At 71.6% G+C, this 24,048-nt stretch carries 24 protein-coding genes; 6 read left to right on the forward strand and 18 right to left on the reverse strand.

The window, feature by feature from the left end:
• Positions 1-3 precede the first annotated feature (3 nt).
• The 3 genes from ACIREI_RS11830 to ACIREI_RS11840 form a co-directional block, all read right to left on the reverse strand.
• Positions 4-1,194, reverse strand: a complete 1,191-nt coding sequence (locus tag ACIREI_RS11830) for a GDSL-type esterase/lipase family protein (protein WP_403330689.1) — start codon at positions 1,192-1,194, stop codon at positions 4-6.
• Between the two features lie 16 nt (positions 1,195-1,210).
• Positions 1,211-1,789, reverse strand: coding sequence for a TetR/AcrR family transcriptional regulator (locus ACIREI_RS11835; protein WP_403330692.1), 579 nt, complete (start codon positions 1,787-1,789; stop codon positions 1,211-1,213).
• Between the two features lie 259 nt (positions 1,790-2,048).
• Positions 2,049-2,222, reverse strand: a complete 174-nt coding sequence (locus tag ACIREI_RS11840) for a hypothetical protein (protein ID WP_403330695.1) — start codon at positions 2,220-2,222, stop codon at positions 2,049-2,051.
• A 471-nt stretch (positions 2,223-2,693) separates the two neighbouring features.
• Between ACIREI_RS11840 and ACIREI_RS11845 the strand changes: the two genes are divergently transcribed.
• Positions 2,694-3,143 (forward strand): hypothetical protein, encoded by a 450-nt coding sequence (locus ACIREI_RS11845; protein WP_403330698.1) that lies wholly within the window; start codon positions 2,694-2,696, stop codon positions 3,141-3,143.
• A 25-nt stretch (positions 3,144-3,168) separates the two neighbouring features.
• A complete protein-coding gene (locus ACIREI_RS11850) occupies positions 3,169-3,981 on the forward strand; it encodes an SDR family oxidoreductase (RefSeq protein ID WP_403330701.1) in 813 nt (270 codons plus the stop codon).
• Between the two features lie 4 nt (positions 3,982-3,985).
• Here the strand turns inward: ACIREI_RS11850 and ACIREI_RS11855 are convergent, their stop codons facing one another.
• The 6 genes from ACIREI_RS11855 to ACIREI_RS11880 all read right to left on the reverse strand — a co-directional run bounded on the left by ACIREI_RS11855 (position 3,986) and on the right by ACIREI_RS11880 (position 9,749).
• On the reverse strand, positions 3,986-5,503 hold the full coding sequence (locus ACIREI_RS11855) for an SDR family NAD(P)-dependent oxidoreductase (RefSeq protein ID WP_403330704.1): 1,518 nt from the start codon (positions 5,501-5,503) through the stop codon (positions 3,986-3,988).
• Between the two features lie 118 nt (positions 5,504-5,621).
• Positions 5,622-6,617, reverse strand: a complete 996-nt coding sequence (locus ACIREI_RS11860; RefSeq protein WP_403330706.1) for a DMT family transporter — start codon at positions 6,615-6,617, stop codon at positions 5,622-5,624.
• On the reverse strand, positions 6,614-7,219 hold the full coding sequence (locus ACIREI_RS11865; protein ID WP_403330709.1) for a TetR/AcrR family transcriptional regulator: 606 nt from the start codon (positions 7,217-7,219) through the stop codon (positions 6,614-6,616). The genes ACIREI_RS11860 and ACIREI_RS11865 overlap by 4 nt, the downstream gene beginning before the upstream one ends.
• A gap of 184 nt (positions 7,220-7,403) precedes the next feature.
• Positions 7,404-8,741 (reverse strand): wax ester/triacylglycerol synthase family O-acyltransferase, encoded by a 1,338-nt coding sequence (locus ACIREI_RS11870; protein ID WP_403330712.1) that lies wholly within the window; start codon positions 8,739-8,741, stop codon positions 7,404-7,406.
• 200 nt (positions 8,742-8,941) lie between these two features.
• A complete protein-coding gene (locus ACIREI_RS11875; protein ID WP_403330935.1) occupies positions 8,942-9,136 on the reverse strand; it encodes a hypothetical protein in 195 nt (64 codons plus the stop codon).
• A 4-nt stretch (positions 9,137-9,140) separates the two neighbouring features.
• Positions 9,141-9,749 (reverse strand): TetR/AcrR family transcriptional regulator, encoded by a 609-nt coding sequence (locus tag ACIREI_RS11880; RefSeq protein WP_403330715.1) that lies wholly within the window; start codon positions 9,747-9,749, stop codon positions 9,141-9,143.
• Positions 9,750-9,829: 80 nt separating this feature from the next.
• On the opposite strand from ACIREI_RS11880, the gene ACIREI_RS11885 reads away from it, so the two are divergent.
• Positions 9,830-10,741, forward strand: a complete 912-nt coding sequence (locus ACIREI_RS11885; protein WP_403330717.1) for a DMT family transporter — start codon at positions 9,830-9,832, stop codon at positions 10,739-10,741.
• On the opposite strand, the gene glgC is transcribed toward ACIREI_RS11885, so the two are convergent.
• The 3 genes from glgC to ACIREI_RS11900 are packed head-to-tail and all read right to left on the reverse strand — an operon-like array spanning position 10,738 to position 13,940.
• Entirely contained in the window at positions 10,738-11,958 is a 1,221-nt protein-coding gene (gene glgC / locus ACIREI_RS11890) for a glucose-1-phosphate adenylyltransferase (RefSeq protein ID WP_403330719.1), read from the reverse strand. The two genes, ACIREI_RS11885 and glgC, sit on opposite strands and share 4 nt — an antisense overlap.
• A 51-nt stretch (positions 11,959-12,009) precedes the next feature.
• Complete coding sequence (gene glgA / locus ACIREI_RS11895) at positions 12,010-13,161, reverse strand: glycogen synthase (RefSeq protein ID WP_403330722.1); 1,152 nt, start codon at positions 13,159-13,161, stop codon at positions 12,010-12,012.
• A gap of 41 nt (positions 13,162-13,202) precedes the next feature.
• A complete protein-coding gene (locus tag ACIREI_RS11900; protein WP_403330725.1) occupies positions 13,203-13,940 on the reverse strand; it encodes a (2Fe-2S)-binding protein in 738 nt (245 codons plus the stop codon).
• Positions 13,941-14,168: 228 nt separating this feature from the next.
• On the opposite strand from ACIREI_RS11900, the gene ACIREI_RS11905 reads away from it, so the two are divergent.
• Positions 14,169-15,347: a DMT family transporter gene (locus tag ACIREI_RS11905; RefSeq protein WP_403330728.1), complete on the forward strand. Its 1,179-nt coding sequence runs from the start codon at positions 14,169-14,171 to the stop codon at positions 15,345-15,347.
• On the opposite strand, the gene ACIREI_RS11910 is transcribed toward ACIREI_RS11905, so the two are convergent.
• Positions 15,337-16,503: a transglycosylase family protein gene (locus tag ACIREI_RS11910; RefSeq protein ID WP_403330731.1), complete on the reverse strand. Its 1,167-nt coding sequence runs from the start codon at positions 16,501-16,503 to the stop codon at positions 15,337-15,339. The two genes, ACIREI_RS11905 and ACIREI_RS11910, sit on opposite strands and share 11 nt — an antisense overlap.
• A gap of 294 nt (positions 16,504-16,797) precedes the next feature.
• On the opposite strand from ACIREI_RS11910, the gene gndA reads away from it, so the two are divergent.
• The gene (gndA, locus tag ACIREI_RS11915) at positions 16,798-18,237 is read left to right on the forward strand and encodes an NADP-dependent phosphogluconate dehydrogenase (protein ID WP_403330734.1); all 1,440 of its coding nucleotides are present in this window, start codon (positions 16,798-16,800) and stop codon (positions 18,235-18,237) included.
• A 494-nt stretch (positions 18,238-18,731) separates the two neighbouring features.
• Here gndA and ACIREI_RS11920 read toward each other — a convergent pair whose 3' ends face one another.
• The 5 genes from ACIREI_RS11920 to ACIREI_RS11940 all read right to left on the reverse strand — a co-directional run bounded on the left by ACIREI_RS11920 (position 18,732) and on the right by ACIREI_RS11940 (position 21,386).
• Positions 18,732-19,370 (reverse strand): aspartate/glutamate racemase family protein, encoded by a 639-nt coding sequence (locus tag ACIREI_RS11920; RefSeq protein ID WP_403330736.1) that lies wholly within the window; start codon positions 19,368-19,370, stop codon positions 18,732-18,734.
• Complete coding sequence (locus ACIREI_RS11925; RefSeq protein ID WP_403330739.1) at positions 19,370-19,714, reverse strand: GNAT family N-acetyltransferase; 345 nt, start codon at positions 19,712-19,714, stop codon at positions 19,370-19,372. Before ACIREI_RS11925 ends, ACIREI_RS11920 begins: the two co-directional genes overlap by 1 nt.
• A gap of 26 nt (positions 19,715-19,740) precedes the next feature.
• Positions 19,741-20,163, reverse strand: a complete 423-nt coding sequence (gene panD, locus ACIREI_RS11930) for an aspartate 1-decarboxylase (protein ID WP_403330741.1) — start codon at positions 20,161-20,163, stop codon at positions 19,741-19,743.
• 558 nt (positions 20,164-20,721) lie between these two features.
• Positions 20,722-21,222, reverse strand: a complete 501-nt coding sequence (locus ACIREI_RS11935; RefSeq protein ID WP_403330744.1) for a hypothetical protein — start codon at positions 21,220-21,222, stop codon at positions 20,722-20,724.
• Positions 21,222-21,386: an FAD-binding protein gene (locus tag ACIREI_RS11940; protein WP_403330747.1), complete on the reverse strand. Its 165-nt coding sequence runs from the start codon at positions 21,384-21,386 to the stop codon at positions 21,222-21,224. Before ACIREI_RS11940 ends, ACIREI_RS11935 begins: the two co-directional genes overlap by 1 nt.
• A 100-nt stretch (positions 21,387-21,486) precedes the next feature.
• On the opposite strand from ACIREI_RS11940, the gene ACIREI_RS11945 reads away from it, so the two are divergent.
• Positions 21,487-24,036, forward strand: a complete 2,550-nt coding sequence (locus tag ACIREI_RS11945) for a SpoIIE family protein phosphatase (RefSeq protein WP_403330750.1) — start codon at positions 21,487-21,489, stop codon at positions 24,034-24,036.
• Positions 24,037-24,048: the final 12 nt, after the last annotated feature.

Here is a 24,048-nt window from a genome sequence, read left to right on the forward strand (position 1 = left end):
CGATCACCTCTTTCCGGTCGTTCCCGCGAAGGGTCCCTCGGCCGTGAACGCCAGCCGTGCGAAGCGTTCGCCGATGCGGCGGTGGGTGGCGGCGTCCGGGTGGAGGTCGTCGGGGAGCGGGAGTTCGGCGGAGTCGGTCTCGCCGTAGAGCTCGCGGCCGTCGAGGTAGTGCAAGTTCGGGTCGTCGGCCGCCCGCTGCTTCACGATGCGGGACAGCTCGTCCCGGATGACGCCCAACGTCAGCTTGCCGCCGGCGCGTTCCGCCGGGTCGCCCATGGCGACGAACCGCAGCCGTCCGGTACTGAGGGCGCTGAAGTCGGGGGCACAGGGACCGGGCGTGTCCTCATGGATCGGGCACAGGATGGGCGAGACGACCAGCAGCGGTGCCGTCGGATGCCCTTCCCGGACGGTGTCGAGGAAGCCGTGCACCGCGGGGCCGAAGGCGCGCAGCCGCATCAGGTCCAGGTTGACGAGGTTGATGCCGATCTTGACGCTGATCAGGTCGGCGGGGGTGTCGCGCAGGGTGCGGGCGGTGAACGGATCGAGCAGGGCGCTCCCGGCCAGGCCGAGGTTGATCAGCTCCACGCCGCCGAGGGAGGCGGCGAGCGCGGGCCAGACGCCGGTGGGGCTCGCGGCGTCGGAGCCGTGGCTGATCGAACTGCCGTGGTGCAGCCAGACCCTGCGGCCCGGCTCACGGGCGGGCTCGACGGGGGCGTCGGTGCGCAGGGTGATCAGTTCGGTGGTCTCGTTGTGCGGCAACCAGATCTCGACGTCCTTGTCGCCGCCGGGCAGCCCGGTGAAGCGGACGGTGCCGGGGCGGCCGGGCCGGTGCTCGGCGGTGCCGGCGGCCATGTCCACGACGATGACGTTGCCGTCGGTCACGCTGCCCTGTCCCGCAAGGCGCCCGTCGACGACCAGGTCGTATACACCGTGCGGGCGAGGCGGTGCTCCCACATAACTGCGCTTGGTGGGCAGCGTGTCCAGTTCCACGGCGGTGGCCCGGGTGCGGAAGGCCAGCCGTACGCCGGAGGGCTGCGACTCGGCCATCGCCAGCTGCCCGTCGGCGTTCTGGGCGCGTGCCCGGGCGGGCAGCCGGTGCGGCAGTACTCCGTGTTCGGTGCGCTCGACGTCGAGGGCGCCGCGCAGGAGGTCGGCGGTGACGGGCGTGGTGATCCAGTCGTGCTCGGTGTCCATGTCCTCAGCCTGTCGGTCAGGGGGTGGGCGCGGTGGGCCAGTTGCGCAGCAGGGCGTCGAGGGCGTCCAGGATCCGGGTCCAGGTCTCCTGGGAGTCGGGGGCGCTGTGGCTGAAGCCGCCCGCCATCTCCAGGCTGGAGTACCCGTGGAAGACACTGCCCAGGAGCCGTACGGCATGCGTCGCGTCCGGCTCCGTCAGGTCGTAGCCGCGCAGGATCGCCCGCGTCATCTGCGCGTGCCGGACGCCCGCGCCGGCGGCCGCCGTCTCCGGGTCGAGCGGCATCCGCGCGGCGGCGGCACGTCCGGGGTGCTCGCGGCCGTAGTCGCGGTAGACGTCGGCGAAGGCGACCAGCGCGTCCTTGCCGGCCCGGCCGGCCACGGCGTCGGCGGCCCGGTCGGCCAGCTCTTCGAGCGCGAACAGGGCGATCCGCGTCTTGAGGTCCTGGGAGTTCTTCACGTGCGAGTACAGGCTCGCAACCTTGACGTCGAAGCGCCGGGCGAGCTCCGACACGGTCACCTGCTCGAACCCGACCTCGTCGGCCAGCTCCGCACCCGCCCGGACCAGGCGTTCCGCGGTCAGCCCTACGCGTGCCACAACTGCCCTCCCCTTCGCCAGAAGCGATTATGCATTTACCTAAAGCCTTTAGGCAAACAGGGAGGTCGAGGAGGCATTCGCCTAAAGTGGTGGGCCGCCGCAGTCGGGTTCGGGGCGACCGTGAAGCCGAGGGCGTGAGGCCGATCGACGCCAGAAACGCGAAAATCCGCGGCCGGAGGTCGGCCGCGGCTTCTCTGATCGGCATGGGCGTGAGTCCCACACGCCCATGCGGTCGGCGATCGCGAAGGGTTCTGCCCCGTCAGTCGACGCTGGGCAGGATGTGGGGTTCGGCGAGGTCGTCCTCGTAGCCCGCCAGGCGGATGGGGGCGGACCTGGCCCACACATCGAGACTGCCGATCTCCTCCGACCGGCTGCCCGTGCGCTCCGTGCGTTCCTTGGGGCGCTGTTCGCGATTCGTCTTCTCAGGTGTCACCGCGCACTCCTTCTGTGTCGGATCACCCTCGGGGCGGGCCGGTCCACTCTGCGGTCCGGTACTCGACGCCCGCTCGGGTCTTATTCAAAGTCGGCTCGGACGCGGTGGCGCCGGTAACTGGTGTGCGAGCAGGCCGTTGTGCACCGGCTTGTCCCGGGACGGACCGTGGGTGTGGGTTGGGACCCTGTAGAGCTGTCCGTCCGCTACAGATTAACCAAATGAGCGGGTACCCGCTCGATGGGGCTGCAAACAAGGTGTAACTATCCGGAGTCATCCGGTATTTACCAGCCCGGTTATTCACGCGTTTGTTACGTATGCACCGTTTGAAAGCCACTCGTTCGGGTCAACATCATCTTCTTGTCCGGCACGGAACTCGGGCACGCCGCGCAGTTCAAGTCCCGTTGGCCGATTCGCAAGGCGGCCATGATCTGCTGCCGTACGCAACGGCTTGTCCGGCGGGAGGACTGACGCATGGAGCTGCGCAGTGTCGAAGAGCTGATGGATCTGCTGTACGCCTGCCGGGGCACCCGGGACGCCCCGGGCCTCGGGACCACCCGGGTCGACCTCCACCAACACGCGCTGCAGACCGCCGCTCTGCTGCGCCGCGCCCGCCCCGCCGACAAGGAGCTCCAGGTCGCGGGGCTCGTTCATGCCATCGGCCCACTGCTGGGCCCGGCTGACGTGACCCGCCACTCCGACTGCGCGGCGGACGCGGTACGACCGCTCCTGGGGGAACGGGTCTCCCGCCTCGTCCGCGACCAGTGCCGCGCCTTCGACTCCGCCGACGACGACCTGGTCCGCCTGCGCCAGGCCGACGAGGAGGGCCGCGGCGCCGAGTTCGACGCCGGGGTCCTGGAGGACTGGCGCACGGTGCTGGAGCTGGTGGCGGCGCGGAACTCGCCGCTCGGGGCTGTCGACTGACGACCCGTCATGAGACCGTACGGCGATGACGTCGTCGTACGGACTTCAGGGCAGGGCCGCCGTGGTCACCGGCGCCACGCGCGGCATCGGGCACGCCGTCGCCCGGCAACTGGCCGCCGCCGGAGCGATGGTGTGCGTGACCGCCCGGGACGCGGACGACGTGCGGCGCACGGCTGCCGAGCTGGGCGGCGTCGGACTCGCCGGCAGTGTGGCCGACCCGGACCATCCGCGGGCGGTCGTGGACCTCGCTCTGCGCGAGTTCGGCCGGGTGGACGTCCTGGTGAACAACGCGGCCACGAACCTGCCGTACGGCCCCCTCATGGACGTCGACCCGTGGGCCTGGCGCGAGGCGTTCACCGTGAACGTCGAGGCGCCCCTGCGGCTGGTGCAGTGCGCCTGGCGGGCCTGGATGGGCGAGCACGGCGGCGCGGTGGTCAACGTCTGCACGGAGGGCGCCGCCCATGTCGGCCCCCGCATCGGCGCCTACGGCACCAGCAAGGCGGCCCTCGCCCACCTCACCCAGCAGCTGGCAGGGGAGCTGGCCCCGAAAGTACGGGTCAACTCCGTCTCCCCCGGGCTCGTCCGCACCGAGATGGCACGGTTCGTGTGGGAGCCGGGCGAGGAGGAGGTGGCGGCCGGGCTGCCGCTCGGGCGGATCGGGGAACCGGAGGACGTGGCGCGGGCGGTGGTGTGGCTGGCGTCGGACGCGGCGGAGTGGGTCACGGGGGCGGACCTGTTGGTGGACGGGGGTACACGGGTGCGCGCGGCCCGCCCAGAGGCGCGACCAGCCCCCTACGCCCCGCACCCTCCCACCGGCCTCATCACCCCACCCCAGTAGGGCCCTACCACTTACCCGGCGCGTAGTCCTTCAGGAAGACGCCGTACACATCCTCCCCCGCCTCGCCCCGCACGACCGGGTCGTAGACCCGCGCCGCACCGTCCACCAGGTCGAGCGGCGCGTGGAAGCCCTCCTCGGCGAGCCGCAACTTGTCGAAGTGGGGGCGCTCGTCGGTGATCCAGCCGGTGTCGACCGACGTCATGAGGATGCCGTCGCTCTGGAACATCTCCTGCGCGCTGGTCCGCGTGACCATGTTCATCGCGGCCTTCGCGGCGTTGGTGTTCGGGTGGCCCGCGCCCTTGTAGCCGCGACCGAAGACGCCCTCCATCGCGGAGACGTTCACGACGTACGCGCGCCCGCTCGCCGCCTTCTTCGCGGCCTCGGCCATCGCCGGCCGCAACTTGCTGATCAGGATGAACGGCGCCGTGTAGTTGCACAGCTGGGTTTCGAGGAGCTCCACCGGGGAGATCTGCTCGATGGTCTGCACCCAGGTGTTGGTGTCCACGACGTCGGGGACGAGCCCGCCCGCGTCGATGGCGGTGCCGTCGAGGTGCCGGGCGACGCTGGCGTTGCCCGCGACCAGGGCGAGGTCGGCGACCTTCTGGGCGTCGAGGCCGCTGGTGCCCAGCGGCAGCGCGGCGAGGCCGTCGACCGCGCCGGAGTTGAAGGCGCCGATGACGTGGTGGGCGGGGAGTTCCCCGGCGGGCAGCGGGGCGCTCTCGCCGTCGACCAGGGCGGCGTAGGCGGAGGGCAGACGGCGTACGGTCTGGGTCGCGTTGTTGATGAGGATGTCGAGGGGGCCCGCCTCGGCGACCTGGTCGGCGAGGGCCACGGCCTGCGCCGGGTCGCGCAGGTCGATGCCGACGACCTCCAGGCGGTGCATCCAGTCGCCGGAGTCGTCCATGGCCTTGAAGCGGCGGATGGCGTCCTTCGGGAAGCGCGTGGTGATCGTGGTGTGCGCGCCGTCGCGCAGCAGCCTGAGCGCGATGTACATGCCGATCTTGGCGCGGCCGCCGGTGAGCAGGGCGCGCTTGCCGGTGAGGTCGGCGCGGGCCTCGCGCTTGCCGCGGTTCAGGCGGGCACAGTCCGGACAGAGCTGGTGGTAGAAGTAGTCGACTTCCACGTACCGGGTCTTACAGGTGTAGCAGGAGCGCGGGCGCTGGAGTATCCCCGCGACCCTGCCCTCCTCGGTCGCCGACGACGGCAGCAGGCCCTCGGTCTCGTCGTCGATGCGCTGGGCGGAGCCGGTCGCCGTGGCCTCCGTGACCGCCTTGTCGTGCGCGGTCTTGGCGGCCCGGCGCTCCTGGCGGCGGCGCTGCTTGACGGTGCGGTAGATGCCGGCCGTGGCCCGGCGCACGGCGATGGCGTCGGGGTGGTCGACCTCCAGCTTGTCGAGTTCCTCGAGCACGCCGAGGCAGACGGCCAGCCGCTCGGGGTCGATGCCGGGGCCGTACACGACCTCGTCACCCGGCTCGTGCACGACCTCGTGCGTCGTCGCCGAGCCTTCCTCTGTCACCGTCATCGCGCTGCCGTTTCCCTGATCACCCGCGCGGCGCTCCGACCGCGTCCGCTTTCGAACGGGGAATTGTACGGAGCGCCGGGCCGGTCCTCCAAAAACCGGGTGCGCGGCGATGAGCGCTCTACATCGCGCCGGGGCGTACCAGGTCGCCCTGGGCCGCGTCGTCGCTCGAGGCCGTCCCACCGGGCCGGTGTCGGCGGCCGGTTGCTGGGGCGGTGAGGACGCCGAGGCAGGCGATGACGAGCGCGATACCCATCCAGCCGGTGGCGGGGAGGCGTTCGCCGACGACCAGGACGGCGAGGACGGCCGCGACGGCCGGTTCCAGCAGGGACAGGGTGGTGGCGGTGCTGGCCGGGACGTGGGCCAGGCCCCAGCCGAACAGCACGTAGCCGGCGAACATCGGGACCAGCGCCATGTAGGTGCCGACCGCCGCGTTGGACCAAGAGCTGACGAGGGGGCCGCCGGTCATCGCGAGGACGGGCACGAGGAGCAGTCCGCCGAGTCCGAAGACGGCGCCCATCGCCGCGCGGGAGGGGATCTTGCGGGTGATGAGCCGGTGCGCGGCCCAGGAGTAGAGGGCGTAGGTCGCGGCGGCGACGAGCCCGAGGCCGACGCCGAGCAGCGTGGCGGCCACCGAGGCCTGTCCGGTGTCGTCGGCGGCATGGGCGGCTTCGGCGACGCACAGCAGGACGGTGCCGAGCAGGCCGAGGCCGGCCGCGAGCATCCAGCGGCGCGTGAGCCGGCGGCCGTCCACGACCCGTTCGATCAGGGCCGAGGCGAGCGGGGCGGTGCCGATGGACACCACGGTGCCCACGGCGACTCCGGCCAGGTGCATGGAGCTGTAGAACGCCAGGGGATAGACCGCCACCGAGACGGCACCGAGCAGTACCGTGCCGCGCTGCTCGCGCAGGCGAGGAGCATGGCGGGTGATCTGCGGGGCGGCGACGAGGGCCTGGAGCAGTCCGCCCATGCCCATGGCGACGGCGCCGATCGCGAGCGGGCCCACCTCCGGGGCGAAGGTGGCGGCCGTGCCCGTCGTACCCCACAGAACAGAGGCCACCAGCACGCACAGCGCGCCCGTCGCCGCGGACCGGCCGTGTCCGGCGCGCCGCCTCACAGCCGGGCCAGCAGGTCGGCCGCCAGGGAGCGGGCGTGCCGGAGACGGTCGCCGTCGCCCTCCAGACCGGCGCGCGCCATCGCGCCCTCCAGGAGGAAGGCGAGGTGCTCGGCCGTCGCGCGTGCCTCGTCGGGCCGGTCGGGCAGCAGCTGCTCCAGGTGGCCGGCGATCAGCCGCTCGACCTCCTCCTTGTGGGCGCGCACCACGGCCCGGCCCTCGTCTTTGGCCGGGAGTTCCGCGGCGGCGTTGAGCAGCCCGCAGCCGCGGAAGCCGTGCTCGTACGCGAACGCCGCATGGTCGGCGTAGGCGTCGAACACCGCGAGGACGCCGTCGCGCGGGCCCTGGGCCTGCTCCAGGCGGGTCCGGTACAGGCCGAGCCACTCCTCGTGCCGGGCGTCGAGGTAGGCCCTGACCAGGTCCGCCTTGGAGGAGAAGTTGTTGTAGAGGCTCATCTTCGCCACGCCGGCCTCGGCGGTGATCGTGTCGATGCCGGTCGCCGCGACGCCGTCGGCGTAGAAGCGGCGGGCCGCCGCCTCGAGCAGCCGCTCCCGGGCCGGTCGCCGTCTTGCGCCCGCTGTCGTACTCGGATCCGTCTCGCTCACCACAGCTCCGCACTAGGTAGGTAGGTCTACCTAGTGTAGGGGATGCGGGAGGGTCCGCCTGTGACGTTCAGCGGATCCGCTGGGGGTTCAACGGGTCCCTGGGGGGGGGCAGCGGTCCTGGCGCGCGGGACGCTCCTCGCGCACCAGGACCGCTCCGACGGTCAAGCCCCGGAGGGAAGGGGGCTCAAGGCCCGCAGGCGGTGATCAGCGCCGCCACCTCCTCGGACACGGCCCTGGCGAGGACGTCGAGGTCCGGTACGGCCTCGGCGTCGGCGACGAGTCCGTAGTGGACGCGTCCGCGGTAGGTCGAGATGGCCACCGCGAGGGACTGGCCGCGCGCGAGCGGGGCGAAGGGGTAGACCTCGGTGACCGGGTGGCCGCCCAGTTTCAGGGCGATACCGGGCAGCGGCACGCTGGTGACCAGGATGTCGAACCAGAGCCGGGCGGCCTGGCCGACCAGCGGTCCGCCGAGCCGGTGGCCGAGCGCCGGCACGTGGTCGGCGAGCAGGGCGACGGCGCCCGCGCCCCGGTTGGGGCCGGCGTCCTTGTTGCGGTCCATGGCGGTGCGGACCGCGGCGAGGCGGCGCAGCGGGTCGGGGTCGTCGACCGGAAGCCGTATCAAGTAGCCGGAGAGCCGGTTGCCCTGTGGGTGCGCGGTGCGCGGCCGGCGCCTGGAGACGGGGATCAGGGCGCGGGGCGCGACGCCCTCGCTGCCGTCGCCGCGTTCGTCGAGCCAGCGCCGCAGCGCGCCCGCGACGACCGCGATGAGGACGTCGTTGACGGTGCCGCCGACGGCCTTGCGGACCACGTGCACGTCGTCGATGTCGACGACGACTCCGGCGGTACGGCGGGTTCCGCTCGGCTCCGCGGTCAGCGCCGGCGACGTGCGCGTCGCGAGGGTCGACGCGGCGACGGAGGCGCCGATGTCGAGGGCTCGGCCCACGTCGGACACGGCGCCGCGCAGCAGCCCGGGCAGCTTGCGCACATCCGGCAGGAGTCCGCGCCGGGGCTCCTCGGGGCGAGGCTTGCGTGCGGGCATGTCCATCGGGTCCAGGACGGCGGCGGCGAGGGTGAGGGCCCGCAGGCCGTCGGCGAGGGCGTGGTGGAACTTGAACAGCACGGCGAAGGACACGCCGTCCTCGCCCGGCAGCACATGCGCCTCCCAGGGCGGCCTGCCGCGCTCCAGCGGGCGCTCCATGAGCCGGCCCGCGACCGCCTGGAAGTCTGCGGTCGGGGCGTGCAGCCGGACATGGTCCAGGGGGTCGAAGTCGGGGGCGGGCTCGCGGGCCGCGCCGCCGAAGGAGAACGGCTGGAGGAGGTCCAGCGGCTGCCAGGCGTCACGGATCCGCATCCGCAGTCCCGGCACGGCGGCGGCGCGCGCGGCGAGCAGGTCGGCCGCGTGGGCGCCGGCGGTGGGCGAGTGCGCCGTGAACACGCCCAGCGCGCCCAGGTGCATGGGGTGTTCGGGTGACTCGATGCTCCAGAACGCCAGGTCGAGAGGTGCGAGCAGGTCAGAAGTCAATGGCTTGCCTCGCGTCGACGAAGGGTGGATCAGAAGTCAATCGCCCTGAAGCGATTACGGTCAAGTACGATCAAGCTACGCACAGTTAACAGCAGATTAAGTCCCGCCCCTGGTGAAAGGGGCGGGACTCATGGTGCATATGAGGTCACCTCAACACAGGTTGCGGCGCCGGGCATCCCGTGGGTGTCACCCGGGAGGCGTCACGGATGAGCGCCTGGTGGTGGCGCGAGGGCCGGGGCCGGGCTCGGGTGGCCGCGCTCGCCCATGATGTCGCCCGTGCCGCCGTCGGCCCCGAGATTCAGCCCCGACTGCCCGTTGACCAGCCGGGTCGGGTCCCAGGCCTTGGCCTGCTCGCCGATGCGGCCGATGTCGTACTGACCCCAGCCTCGCCTCACCGCCTCACCGCCTCGCTGCGGAGTCCTCGGCGGCGGCGAGGACCGCTTGCGCCTGTTCGCGGGCGTGGCCGATGGGGTCCGGGAAGCTGTTCAGCCCATGGGCGACGAGCGCTCCTTCGTGGAGCAGCATGAGCGTCCGGCCCAGACGGCCGGCCCCGTCCGGGTCGATGTCCCGGGCGAGGTCGGTGAACAGGTCGAGCATCCACTGCTTCTGCCCGGTGATGATCGGGTAGGCCGGGTGGGCGGGGTCGCTGATCTCGGCGTGCGCGTTGACCATGCTGCATCCCTTGGAGCTGTACTGCGCCGACCACGCGCGTGAGGCGTCGAAGACGGCCGTGACGCGCGCCGTCGGGGTCGGCCGTGCGGCGTCGAGGTGCTGGGCCAGGAAGGCACGCCAGCGTTCGTCGCGATCCGCGAGGTACTCCACGACGATCTGCTCCTTGGAGCCGAAGCGGTCATAGAGGGTCTTCTTCGTCACCCCGGCCTCGGCGGCGATCAGGTCCACCCCGACGGCGTGGATGCCGCGCTCGTAGAAGAGCCTCCCGGCGGCCTCCAGGACGCGCCGCGCGGCGGGCGTCATCGTGATCCGTCGCGGTCTGTCGGTAGTGCCCATGCCCATGAGTATACCGATCTGTATAGTGGAGGCACGGGGTATACCGATCTGTTTAGTGGAGCGTCTGGGAAGGACAAGCCATGAACTTCCTGCTCTCGATCGCCTTCGTGCTCTGCTGGAGTTCCGGGTTCATCGGGGCCAAGCTCGGCGCGGGCAGTGCGGCCGCGGTCACGATCCTGATGTGGCGGTTCCTGCCGCTGGCCGCCGTACTGGTCGTCGTCGCCCTCGCCTCCGGAACGGCGTGGCGGGGCCTCACGACGCGGGACCTGGGCCGGCAGGCCGTGATCGGCTTGCTGTCACAGAGCGGCTATCTGCTCACCGTGTACTACGCGATACAACTCGGCGTCTCCAGCGGCACCACCGCCCTGATCGACGGCGTCCAGCCCCTCGTCGCGGGAGCACTCGCCGGCCCGTTGTTGGGTCAGTACGTCTCGCGCGGGCAGTGGCTGGGGCTGTGCCTGGGGGTGAGCGGCGTCGCCCTCGTCACCGTGGCCGACGCCGCGGCCGGCACCGGGGCGGCCTGGTGGGCCTACCTCGTCCCCTTCCTGGGCATGTGCACGCTGGTGGCGGCCACGTTCTTCGAAAGCCGCTCCCGCACCCGCGTCGCGCCCACGGTGTCGATGACCGTCCACTGCGCCACCAGTGCGGTCGTCTTCACCGCGCTGGCCGTGAGCGCCGGAGCCGCGCGGCCGCCCGCCGAGCTCGCGTTCTGGTCCGCGATCGCCTGGCTCGTGGCCCTGTCGACCTTCGGCGGGTACGGGCTGTACTGGCTCATCCTGAGGCGCTCCGGAGTCACCAAGGTCAACACCCTCATGTTCCTCATGGCTCCGGTGACGGCGGTCTGGGGCGCCCTCATGTTCGGCGAACCGTTCGGCCCGCAGACCGCTCTCGGACTGGCCGTCGGCCTGGCGGCCGTCGTCATCGTCCATCGCGGCGACACCTCGTCGACCAGGGAAGAACCTGTCGTCCCGGCCGTCCGCAGCGCCCGCTAGGACACGCCCTGCCCCTTCCCCAGCGCGATCACCCCGCCCTTGGAAACGGTGTACAGGTCCGCGTCCCGCTCCGGGTTCACGCCGATCGTCGCGCCGGGCGGCACCTCGACGTTCTTGTCGAGCACAGCCCCTCGCACCACCGCGCCCCGCCCGATGCGCACGTTGTCGTGCAGGACCGCCCCCTGCACCACCGCCCCCGGATCGACCACGACCCCCGGCGACAGCACGGACCGCGTCACCTGACCGCGGATCAGGCACCCGGCGCTGATGATGGACTCGCTGGCCATGCCGCCCGCGTTGAAGCGGGCCGGGGAGAGCTGGTTGGAGTGGGTGTAGATGGGCCAGCTGCGGTTGTAGAGGTTGAAGGCGGGCCGCTCGGCGATGAGGTCCATGTGGGCGTCGTAGTACGCGTCCAGGGTGCCGACGTCCCGCCAGTAGCCGCGGTCGCGGTTGGTCTCGCCGGGGACGTGGTTGGCGCTGAAGTCGTACAGCTGGGCCTCGCCCCGGTCGGTGAGCTGGGGCAGGATCGAACCGCCCATGTCGTGCACGGAGTTCTCGTCCTCGGCGTCCCGCTGGAGCGCCTCGACGAGGGTCTTGGTGGTGAAGATGTAGTTGCCCATCGAGGCGAACACGGTCTCCGGGTCGTCCGGCAGGCCCGGCGGGTCGGCGGGCTTCTCCAGGAAGCGGTCCACGGTGAGACCGTCCGAACCCGGGCTGATCACGCCGAAGGACGACGATTCGCTCCGCGGTACCCGGATGCCCGCCACCGTCACGCCCGCGCCGCTCTCGATGTGCTGGGCGAGCATCTGGCGCGGGTCCATGCGGTACACGTGGTCGGCGCCGAACACCACCACGTACTCGGGGCGTTCGTCGTAGATCAGGTTCAGGGACTGCAGGATCGCGTCCGCGCTGCCCAGGTACCAGCGCGGGCCGAGCCGCTGCTGGGCCGGGACGGGCGTGACGTAGTTGCCGAGCAGGCTGGACATGCGCCAGGTCGTGGTGATGTGCCGGTCCAGCGAGTGCGACTTGTACTGCGTGAGGACGCAGATGCGCAGGATGTCGGCGTTGACGAGGTTGGAGAGGACGAAGTCGACCAGGCGATACGTTCCGCCGAAGGTGACCGCGGGTTTCGCGCGGTCCGCGGTCAGGGGCATCAGGCGTTTGCCTTCTCCGCCCGCGAGTACGATTCCGAGCACCGAAGGTCCGCCACGACGCATGGCCGCTCCCCTCACCGTGGTTGATGCCAGCCTGCCCCTGAGTAGTGCGCGCTAAGCCTGTTTGAGGATCTCCCGGTAGAGCCGGACCGTCCGCCGGGCCACCGCGTCCCAGCCGAACTCCCCCACCGCGCGCTCCCGTCCGGCCTCGCCCATCCGGCGGGCGGTCTCCGGGTCGCCGATCACCGAGTCCAGTGCCCGTGCGAGAGAGGCCTCGAAGTCGTCGTCCAGCGGCACGAGCAGGCCCGTCTTGCCGTCGTCGACGACCTCGGGGATACCGCCGACCTGCGAGGCCACCACGGGAGTCCCGCAGGCCATCGCCTCCAGGTTGACGATGCCGAGGGGCTCGTACACCGAAGGGCAGACGAACACGGCGGCGTGCGTGAGGAGTTGGATCACCTCCGGGCGCGGCAGCATCTGCGGGATCCAGTGCACGCCCTCGCGGACCCGGCTCAGCTCCTGGTAGAGGTCGCGGAACTCCTGGTCGATCTCGGGGGTGTCGGGGGCGCCCGCGCACAGGACGACCTGCGCGGCCGGGTCGATGTCCCGTACCGCGCGCAGCAGATGGGGCACGCCCTTCTGGCGGGTGATACGGCCGACGAACAGCACGTACGGGCGGTCGGCGTCGAGGCCGAAGCGCGCGAGGACGTCGGTGCGGTGGTCGGGCCGGTAGAGGGTGGTGTCGATGCCGTTGTGCACGACATGCACCCTGTCCGGGTCCAGCGCCGGATAGCAGCTGAGGATGTCCTCGCGCATGGCTCCGGAGACGGCGATCACCGCGTCGGCGGCCTCGATCGCGGTGCGCTCGGTCCAGCTGGACAGGGCGTATCCGCCGCCGAGTTGCTCGGCCTTCCAGGGGCGCAGCGGCTCCAGGGAGTGGGCGGTCATCACATGCGGGATGCCGTACTGGAGCTTGCCGAGGTGGCCGGCGAGGTTGGCGTACCAGGTGTGGGAGTGGACGAGTTCGCGGCCTTCGAGGCCGGCGGCCATGGCGAGGTCCACGGAGAAGGTGCGCAGCGCGTCGTTGGCGGTGTCCAGCGCGGACCAGGGGCGGTGGCGCTGCACGCCCACCCCGCGGCCCTCGCCCCAGCAGTGCACCTCGAGGTCGACGAGATCCCTCAACTCCCGGGCGAGGAACTCGACATGGACGCCCGCGCCGCCGTACACATCCGGCGGGTACTCCCGGGTCAGCAGTCCCACTCGCACCCGGAACCCCCTGTTCTCAGCGGCTGGTTGCCCTTTCATGGTCACCCAGATGTGGCGCGTGGGGAAGAGCGCGGGGGTCGTGGGAAGCAACAGTCACCGCACACGCCGCCGCCCGGCACGCGGTAGTAGAGGCAGCAGCTGCGGCGCCGGAACGCGGTTCCGGTGAGGGTGCCGGTGCCGACGAGGAGGGGGTGGCGGAGGAGTTCGGTGGTCAGGGCGCGGGCCCGGGCGGCGGCGTCGGTACGGCCGCCTGCGCGCGCCCACTGGTCCAGTTGCCGGGCCGCTCCCGCGAGGGCGGATCCGGCGTTGCCCCACAGCAGGCCCGCCGCGACGCGGTACCGGGCGCGCAGGGCGTCGGTCAGCGGCTGAAGGTGTCCGTGCAGGACGACGTCGGCGATCGTCGCCGGGTCCGCGGGCAGGGGGCGCACCCTCGCAAGCCACAGGTCGTCGGGGGCGCTGCCGTCGGGGTCCCAGTGCAGCAGGCGCGGGTCGAGGCCGGGGACGCTGCCGTAGAGGGCGGCGCAGCCGAGCGTCACCGACCACAGGCGGGCCGCGAGTCCCTGCTGGGCCACGGAGGCGGCGATCCGCAACTCGGGGGCGCCCAGGGCGTTCGCGACTTTCCGGACACGGAAGTCCAGGGGATCTGCCCGAGGTTCCCGTGCGGGTTCCGCGTACGCCTGCGCCAGGGTCGGAAGCGGCCTAGGAGCTGCTCCTGCGGTGCGTAGTACGAAGAAGCCGCCGAGCGGCCCGAGCGCGGCGAGATCGGGGTCGAGGTCCACGAGGAGCAGTAGTACCAAGGCCCTTCGGGGTTATCACCTGGGGGTCTCCCCCGTGAGTCACCAGCCTTGGGGATGAGACAGCCGTCGTAATACTCCATCGGCAGTACGACACAGTGCGTGCTCTGGTACGACGACGGGAACAGCTTTTCGCGGGATCGTGTTGATTATGGAAGCCGACCGATCGCCGCGCCGCGGTCACCACCGCCGCCTCACGCAGAGGAGCAGCTCATGAGCGCCCTCGCGTTGTCCGTGCTCCTGTCGCTCATCTCGGCGGTCGCGTACGCGGGCGGGGCGATCGTGCAGGAGCGTGTCGCGGTGTCGTCCCCGGGGCAGCAGTTCGCGCCGATGCGCCGGCCCGGCTGGTGGGCGGCGGTCGCGTTGAACGGCCTCGGCGGTGTGCTGCACGTGGTGGCGCTGGCGTTCGGTCCGCTGAGCCTGGTGCAGCCGCTCGGTGCCCTGACGATCGTGTTCGCGCTGCCGATGGCGGCGCTGTTCGTGGGCCGCAAGGCCGGGTCGACGGCCTGGCGGGGCGCGATCATGGCAACCGTGGGTCTCGCCGGCCTGCTGTCCCTCGTCGGCTCCTCCGAGGCGCAGTCGCTGGCCACGGCCGAGCGGGTGGGCGTGGCCCTGGTGACCGGTGGCCTGGTCGTGGCCCTGATGATCGCGGGCCGGGCGGCCCACCGCCACCCGGCGGTGCGCAGCATGCTGCTCGCGACCGGGTCCGGCATAGCCTTCGGCATGTCCTCGGTGTTCACGAAGGTCGTCGCCGTCGACTGGAACGGCGGGGTGTCCGCGGCCGACCTGCCGTCCCTCGCCACGATAGGCGTCTTCGCCACGGCCGGTCTGCTGCTGTCCCAGGCCGCCTACCGGGGCGCCGGACTCGCGGCGCCGCTGGCCACGCTGACGGTCGTGAACCCGGTCGTGGCGGCCGCGGTCGGCATCACGATGTTCGGCGAGACCTTCCGCTACGGCACCACGGGCACCGTACTCGCCCTGGGCTGCGGCGTGGTGGCGGCGGGTGGCCTGATTCTGCTCACGACGGAGCGGATCGCGCGTACGGCGGCGGAGGCCGAGCGGGCCCTGCCCGAGCCGACGCCGGCGGCTGTGGAGCCGGTGCCTGCCGAGGGGCTGCTCGCGGGCGTTCCGGAGCAGGCCGGGCCCATGCCGCGCGAGGAGATCCTCGTACCGGACCATGACGAGATTCTCGTATCGGACCGTGACGAGATCCTCGTACCGGACGGGATCGAGGGCATCCTCATACCGGCCCAGGTCGCGGAGGGCGCGTACGAGGGCGGCGAGGCGCCGCGGCCCGAGGGCGAACCCCCGAACCTCTACGGCCCCTTCTACGGCGGCCCGTACGTCCCGACGCCAGTCCTCGACCGGCACCGCATCCGCGTCAAATCCTGACGCCACCGGCGCGGAGATAGGCCACCGGGTCGATGTCCGCGCCGAAACCGGGCCCCGTCCGCACCTCGAAGTGCAGATGCGGGCCCGTGCTGTTGCCCGTGGACCCGGAGCGGCCGATGCGCTGACCGGCTCCCACCGACTGCCCGGCCTTCACGGAGATGGCCGAGAGGTGGGCGTACTGGCTGTAGCGGCCGTCGGTGTGCCGGATCACCACCTGGTAGCCGAAGGAGCCGCCCCACCCCGCGTCGACCACCTGACCGGCCCCGATGGACTTCACGGAGGTGCCGGTCGGGACGGGGAAGTCGACGCCGGTGTGGTAGCCCTTCGACCAGGACGACCCGGCCTTGCGGTACGGGGTGCCCGCCGGGGAGCTCACCGGGGAGACCAGGGCGCGACTGGCCGTCGTGGACTGCTTCTTCTCCTGCTCGGCGGCCTCGCGGTCCACGGTTTGCCGGTCCGAAGAGGTCTTCTCGGGCTTGGACGTGGAGGGAGAGGCCGGCCGGGTCTTCGTCGGGGCGGCCTTGGCGCGCAGCGCGAGCCGCTGACCGGGCAGGATCAGGTCCGGGTCGGCTCCGATGGCCTTCCGGTTCGCCGCGTACAGCCCCTGCCAACCGCCCTTGACCTGCTGCGACTCGGCGATCCCGGAGAGTGTGTCGCCGCGGACCACGGTGTACATCTCGGCCGTGCCCGCCCGCGACTGGGGTGTGGTCTGCGGCCGGACGTCCTGGACCGAGGTCTTCCTGCTGGTGCCGGCGGGGTGGATGTCGGGGGTGTCCCCGCCCTGGGTGAGCCCGGCCCGCACCGAGCACTGCGGCCAGGCACCCGGTCCCTGTCCGTCCAGCACCTTCTCCGCGACGGCGATCTGCTGGTCCTTGGTGGCCAGATCCGCCCGCGCCGCGTACCGCGTACCGCCGTACGCCTCCCACGTCGACTGGGCGAACTGCAGCCCGCCGTAGTAGCCGTTGCCGGTGTTGACGTGCCACCGGTTGGTCGACTCGCAGGCGGCGACCTTGTTCCAGGTGTCCACGTCGGCCGCCTGCGCGACACCGGTGCCGATGAGCGGGAGCGCCATCCCGGCACCGCCCGCGGTGACGGTGAGTGAGGCGCGGTTGATCCTGTTCGGCTGGTACCGGCGGTGCCGACCGCGTACGGCCATGACGGAGCCCCCCATTGACATGCGTCAGGAGGGGCAAAAGTAAGCGCTGCGAACAGGCCATGACAAGACTGCGATTCAGCCGCTCATCCACGCCAAATGGCGAGGAACAGACGGACATTGCCCGGTGTCCGGTGCGGCTGAGTGCGGTGGGGCCTTCTGTGCGTATCTGCCTGCGCGACATCGCGCCACCCCGGGTGTGCGGTCGGAGAACCGGCACGTCAGGATGGACGATGGGGCAATACTGGCGGGCATGACCGGCACCGCTGATATATCGAGGTCACTAGGAGCCAACGCATGAGCACTTCGGCGCAGATCGGCGTCACGGGTCTCGCGGTCATGGGCCGCAATCTCGCCCGCAACTTCGCCCGCAACGGCTATACGGTCGCGGTGCACAACCGGACGTCGGCGCGCACGCATGCGCTGGTGGAGGAGTTCGGGAGCGAGGGCGAGTTCATCGCGGCCGAGACCGCCAAGGACTTCGTGGCGGCGCTGGAGCGCCCGCGGCGCCTGGTCATCATGGTCAAGGCCGGTGAGCCGACCGACGCGGTGATCCAGGAGTTCGCCCCGCTGCTGGAGCCCGGCGACATGATCATCGACGGCGGCAACGCGCACTTCGCCGACACCCGGCGCCGGGAGCGGGACCTGCGCGAGCAGGGCATCCACTTCGTCGGCATGGGCGTCTCCGGCGGCGAGGAGGGCGCGCTGCACGGGCCGAGCATCATGCCGGGTGGCCCGAAGGAGTCGTACGACTCGCTCGGTCCCATGCTGGAGAAGATCTCGGCGAAGGCGGCGGACGGGGCGCCGTGTGTGACGCACGTGGGTCCGGACGGTGCCGGGCACTTCGTGAAGATGGTGCACAACGGCATCGAGTACGCCGACATGCAGCTCATCGGCGAGGCGTACCAGCTGCTGCGGGACGTCGCCGGGTACGAGCCCGCGCAGATCGCGGAGATCTTCCGGACCTGGAACACGGGCCGGCTGGACTCCTACCTGATCGAGATCACGGCCGAGGTGCTGTCGCACGTGGACGCGGCGACGGGCAAGCCGTTCGTGGACGTGGTCGTCGACCAGGCGGAGCAGAAGGGCACGGGGCGGTGGACCGTGCAGATCGCGCTGGACCTGGGCGTGCCGGTGTCCGGCATCGCCGAGGCGGTCTTCGCCCGCTCCCTGTCCGGGCACGCGGCGCTGCGGGACGCGTCGCGCGGGCTGGCCGGGCCCAAGGCGTCGCCGCTGAGCGAGGCGGAGGCGGGGGCGTTCGCCGACCGGGTGGAGCAGGCGCTGTACGCGTCGAAGATCGTGTCGTACACGCAGGGCTTCCACGAGATCGACGCGGCGCGCGCGGAGTACGACTGGGACATCGACCTGGGTGCCGTCTCGGCCATCTGGCGTGGCGGCTGCATCATTCGCGCGGCGTTCCTGGACCGGATCCGCGCGGCGTACGACGCCCGGGCCGATCTGCCGAGCCTGCTGGCCGACGACACGTTCGCGCAGGAGATCGCCGCGGCGCAGGACGACTGGCGTGAGGTGATCATCGCGGCGACCCGGCAGGGGGTGCCGACGCCGGGGTTCGCCGCGGCGCTCGCCTACTACGACGCGCTGCGGGCCGAGCGGTTGCCTGCGGCGCTTACGCAGGGGCAGCGGGACTTCTTCGGGGCGCACACGTATCGGCGGACCGATCGAGAGGGGTCGTTCCACACGTTGTGGGGTGGGGATCGGTCGGAGGTGTCCGCCTAAGGGCTCGGGAGGGGCGGTCGTATCGCGGGTGCGGCGTGGTGGGGGCTGGTCGCGCCCACGTGGCGGAGCCGCATGTCGATACAGCCCCGCGCCTTTGAGGGCGTTGCGGTGGGCGGTGTCTTCAAACCGCCCACCGCTTTTCGTTCCCCGGCTCAGGTGAGCGGGGGCCCCGGCTCCGGGTTCGGTACCGGCTCCGGTCCCGGGGGGATCGGGGACGGGGAGGGGTCCGGGGGTGGGCTCGGGGTCGGAGGTGGAACCGGGCTCGGAGGTGGGGGCGGGGTCGGCTCAGGGGGGCGGGCCGGGTCCGGGGGCTGGGGCTCAGGACCCGGTGTCGGGCTCGGGTGGACAGGATCCGGGTGGACGGGATCCTGATACGGGTTCGTCATGGCGTCCTCCGGCCAATCGGTGCGCGTCGGCTCTGGACTACTCCCCCGCGTACCCGACCGCCGTGCCGCCAGTCACTCACCCGCGTCACCGCGGGCGCCCAGGTGGGCCTACTCCGGGTGCAGAGCCCGGGCTCCCGCCGCCAGCCCGAGGCGCGGGCTGGACAGTACGGGCACCGGTGTCGTGGTCAGTCGCCGGGCCCGGGTGAGGGAGACCTGGGCGAGGACGATCGCGTCGGCGTCCGTGACCTCGTCCGCCGCGCAGGCCACCAGACGGGCGCAACCGTCGACGTCCCCCGCGTCGAAGCGCTCCCACGCGCCCTCGACGAGGCGGGTCCGTACGTCGACGGGGCGCCCCGCGCGGCGGGCCTCCTCCTCGATCAAGGACACCGTCGGCCCCAAGGTGCTCTCCACCGTGGCCAGGACCACGACCCGAGTCCCCTCGGCCACCGCGGCCGCCGCCATCGGACGGTCCACGCGCAGCACCGGCACCCCGGCCTCGGCGGCGGCCGCCTCGGCGATGCCGCCGATGGTCGAGCAGGTGCACAGCACGGCCCGCGCGCCGTCGGCGACGGCCTTGCGCAGGGCGTCCCGCACATCGTTCACGACGGCTTCGGGGCCCTCTCGGCGGGCCCGGGCCAGCAGTTCCTCGTCGACGAAGTGCCGCAGTTCCAGGCCCTGATGGTCTTCGTCGCGCAGTGCGTCGAAGACCGGGATGTGCAAGGGCGAGGTGTGCAGGAGGGCGAGCATCAGAACCTCTCGGGGTGCGCCCGCAGCCAGTCCTGCGCCGCCTCCAGCAGACCGGGGTCGGCGGCCGGGGCCTCGTCGGGGTGGCGTTCGGCCCACTTCACGACGTACGGGCACAGAGGGGCGACGACGACTCCCTCGCGCGCCGCCGTGCCGTACAGCTCGCGCGCCAGGGAGCCCGCGATGCCCTTCCCCTCGTGGGCCGGCTCCACGATGGTGTGGACGGGGACGAGGGCGCGCGCGGGGGATTCGAGGACGAAGTACTCGATACGGCCGACCACTTCGTCGCCCTGGAGCGCCTCCAGGCGGCCGGCCGACCGGTCGTCACGAATCTCGATGTCAGTCATGGCGCGCTCCTGGTCTTGACCTCGGGTCAGGCCGTCGGCACGGCCTGCGGGCTGCGCTCCTGGTCGGAGCCCGGTACCGGCTCGGACGGGTCGGCGCCCAGGGCCACGATCCGGTTGGCTCCGTCCACGTGCACGACCCGCGGCTCGAACTTCCGTGCCTCGGCATCGGTCATCTGAGCGTAGCTGATGATGATCACCAGGTCGCCGGGGTGGACGAGATGGGCGGCGGCTCCGTTGATCCCGACGACCCCCGAGCCGCGCTCGCCCTCGATGACGTACGTCTCCAGGCGGGCGCCATTGGTGATGTCGACGATGTGGACGAGCTCGCCGGGGAGCAGATCGGCGGCGTCGAGGAGGTCCGCGTCGATGGTCACCGATCCCACGTAGTGCAGGTCGGCCTGGGTGACGGTGGCACGGTGGATCTTGGACTTGAAGAGAGTACGCAGCACTTGGGACTCCTGGAAGACGGCTCCCTGCCTGCTTTGTGCAGGTCAAGGGCGGTCTTCACTCTACAGGGGCACGCGTCGAAGTCGACGATTGTGAGGAACATCGCTCTCGTTGGGGATAGGGCTCCCTGCCTGGGCTCCCGCGCCAACTAGGCTGTTGTGACGCCACCGACCAGGTGCCTGTTCGGACAGTCTTCTCAGGATGTTCGGGAACTGATGCTGACCAGATACTGACTCACCTGACGCCTCATCAGGTGCATGCGGGTCACAGGATGACTCGCTGCCCGGGAGCCCGCACTGCAGCCCGAAAGATTCGCGAGGAGCTGACACAGCCGGCGTCAGGCGCACGGCCTTCGCGTCGTACCAGTAGATTTCAGGAATCCTCAGTTCTACGACCGAGAAGCCACCGACGCTCTCCCGACCAGTGAGCCGTCTCGTTCCGTTGCCACGACGGGGCCGACCGAATGCTGGTGGCCGCCGACAGGACGCGGGTGTGCTGGTCGAGTCTCGGTGGGGCAGGCAGAACCCCGACCCCACCCGGGTGTTGGTCAGACCTTGGCCTCAAGTACGCCCAACGCCGTATGGAGAACCGGCTCCACGCACAGGCGCGTCCCGTCCCGGTCGAACACCTGGAGAGCCTCCAGGCAGCCGACGGCCCCGCGGCTCCCCGGACGAGAGACCGGCCATCCCAGCCGCGGTGACGAGGCAGGCGTCGTCATGCCAGTCGGTACCGAGCTGCTCGACGACCCCGTCGTAGGCGGCCTTGAGGATGTCGTTCTCCAGCAGCCCGACAGCGTCGACGAACTGGTCGGCGCCACTGCTCTGCTCCAGCCACGACGTCAGGTCCGCCAGCACCCGGTCCTGGTCCGGTCGGCGATCACGCAGCTGCAGCGCCTTGCCCAGCAGGTATGGCCGGCCACCGGTCGTCTCCGCCAGGCGCGCCAGCCGTTCATCCGTCTCGCACAGGCTGTGGTGCTGCGTCCAGGTCGCGCCTCCCTCGACTCGGGCCGGGCAGCGCTCCTGATCGACCGCGACACCTCGCATGGGCGAGAGGTCGATCATCAGCCGCCGATGCACACAGCGTTTCCAGCGATGTTGTGCCCGCCTCCTCGTACCGAGACCCGTAGGTCGTGCTCACGGGCAAAGCTGACGGCCCCGACGACGTCGGCCGCTCCGGAGCAGCGGGCGATCAGCGCGAGCCGGTGGTCGATCAGGCCGTTCCACACCGTCGGCTGCCGAGCGCGTGGGTGCGGGACGGCCTTCCTGGCCCTGCACCCGACCGCAGGGGGCTATAAAACATCCTAAAATTGAACAAGTTATCCATGGATGATCGAGGGCAACGTGTCGGCCAACGGTGTGGCTTCGAGCTCGTACCCGTTCGGCGCCGCGAGTGTCGGCGAAGCGCCCGAGCGCGACGACGCGCTGGTCAGTGCCGTGGTCAGTGCCGTGGAGGTGACCGGAGCGCATGCCGGAAGCGTGTTCCTGGTCTCCGGCGACCATCGCTCGCTCGTAGTGGCCGCGTCGTGCGGGACGCCGCCCACCCAGGTCAGCGGATGGCGTCGGATCCCGGTGAACAGCGGTCTGCCGGTGGCGGCGGCGTACCGCTCCGGGCGCATGGTCCACCTGGCCGGCGCGGAGGAGACGATGCGGCGCTTCCCCCAGCTCGCGGTCGCTCTGCCCTACCCGTTCGGCTCTGCCTCGGTCCCCGTACGGGCGGGCGAGCGGACCTTCGGTGCCATGGCCGTGGTGTGGACGCCCAGGCCGGACGGGACAGGACTGTCCAGGGCCCAGCGCCGGCAGCTGCGCTCGGTCGTCAACCGACTGGGCACCACCCTCGCCGGACTGCGAGCCCTCGGCGCGCTCGGTGAGTACGACGAGCGGGCGGCTCCGATCGTGGTCCCGCTGCCCTCCGCACCGGTGATCCGGGTGGGCCTCTTCGACTGGAACCTCAACAGCGGAGCACTCACGGCCGACGACGAGCTGTGCGCGATCTTCGGAATCCCGCCCCGCGAGTTCGACGGACGGGCCGCCACCCTGGCGGACATGATCGAGCCCGCCGATCTGCCCGGCCTCCGGTCCGCCGCCCGTGCCGCGGTCGCGGAAGGCCACGTACTGGCGCATTGCCTGCACATCCGGGACGGCCGCGGGGGCCATCGCGCCGTCGAGCTGTGGGGCCGGGTGCCCGAGAGCCCCGACGGCCCGGAAGCCTCGTCCCATCTGGTCGGCGCCGTACTCGACTCCGGAAGCGGCATGGCCGCCGTGGCAGCGATCGAGCGGCTCACGGACGGCTTCTTCGCACTCTCGCCCGACGGACGCCTCTCGTACGCCAACCACAGCCTGGAGAATCTGCTTCGGGTCCGCCAGGACGAACTGCTCGGCCGACGCCCCTGGGACGTCCTGCCCTGGCTGGCCGATCCCGTGTACGAGGACCCCTACCGAGCCGCCCTGGTCTCCCAGCAACCGGTCTCCTTCCTGGTCCGTCGCCCACCGGACGAATGGCTGGTCTTCTCCCTCCACCCGGGCGCGCAGGGCATGACGGGGTGGGCGGCACCCGTGCGACAGCCCGTACCGGCCGGCACCGGACCCGGGGCACCCGTCGCGGAAGGCGGGCCGCCCGCCTCCTTGCCGCCTCCGCCCGCGGCCCCGCGCGTGGGTTCCCTCTACCGGGTGCTCACGCTGGGCAGCGCGCTCACCGAGGCGGTCACCGCACACGAGGTGTTCGAGGCCGTCGCCGAGCAGCTGCTGCCCGCTTTCGGCGGACAGAAGCTGGCGATCTCCGTGGTGGAGGAGCGGCGCCTGCACCTGCTCGCTCAGCGCGGCTACTCGAAGCGCTTTCTCGCCCGGTTCGAAGGCACTCCGCTGCATGCCCGGCTGCCCGTGACGGACGCGCTGACCTCCGGGGCCCCGCTGTTCATCGAGTCCCGTGAGGCGCTCCTCGAGACCTACCCCGGGACCACGGTCAGTCACTCCAACTCCTGGGCGTTCCTGCCCTTGATCGCCTCGAACCGCCCGGTCGGCGTCTGCATGCTCGCCTTCGACGACGTCCACCGATTTCCCGATGAGGAACGCGGAGTCCTCACCGCGCTGGGCGGCCTGATCGCCCAGGCCCTGGAACGCGCCAGGCTCTACGACGCCGAATTCGCCCTTGCCCGCGGCCTGCAGAGCGCGCTGCTGCCGCACCGGCTGCCCACCCTGCCGGGCCTCCGGGTCACCGGGCGCTATCTTCCGGGCACCAGGGGGATGGACATCGGCGGCGACTGGTACGACGTCATCCCCACCGGCGACGAGGTCGCGCTGATCGTCGGGGACGTCGAGGGGCACAACGTCGCCGCCGCGGCCGCCATGGGCCAGCTGCGCAGCGCGGTGCGGGCCTTCGTCACGGCCGGCCACGGCCCGAGCGACGTCGTCGCCGACACCAACCGGCTCCACATGGACCTCGACCCGGCGCTGCTCGCCAGCTGCTGCTACGCCCGCTTCCATCCCCGCTCGGGGATGGTCCGCATCGTCCGTGCCGGCCACCTCCCGCCCTTGCTGCGCCTGCCCGACGGGCAGGCCGAAGTCCTGGATGTGCCCGGCGGCCCTCTGCTCGGCATCGACGCCGCGGCACGCTATCCGGAGTCGGAACTGCGCCTCGTACCCGGATCGGTCCTGGCCCTGTACACGGACGGGCTGATCGAGAGGCGCCACTCGGACATCGGTTCCGACATCGACCGACTCCGGGCCTCGCTGGCGCACATGGGCGGGAGCCGACTGGAGGACCTGGCCGACGGACTGCTGAGGGACGCCTGCCGGTCCTCCCCCGACAGGGCCGACGACATCGCACTCCTGCTCACCGAGTACGCCCCGTCGCAGACGGCCGCAAAGGGAGCCGCTTAGCCCCCGACGCCG

This window comes from Streptomyces sp. NPDC093591 (assembly GCF_044764885.1).
Taxonomy (GTDB): domain Bacteria; phylum Actinomycetota; class Actinomycetes; order Streptomycetales; family Streptomycetaceae; genus Streptomyces.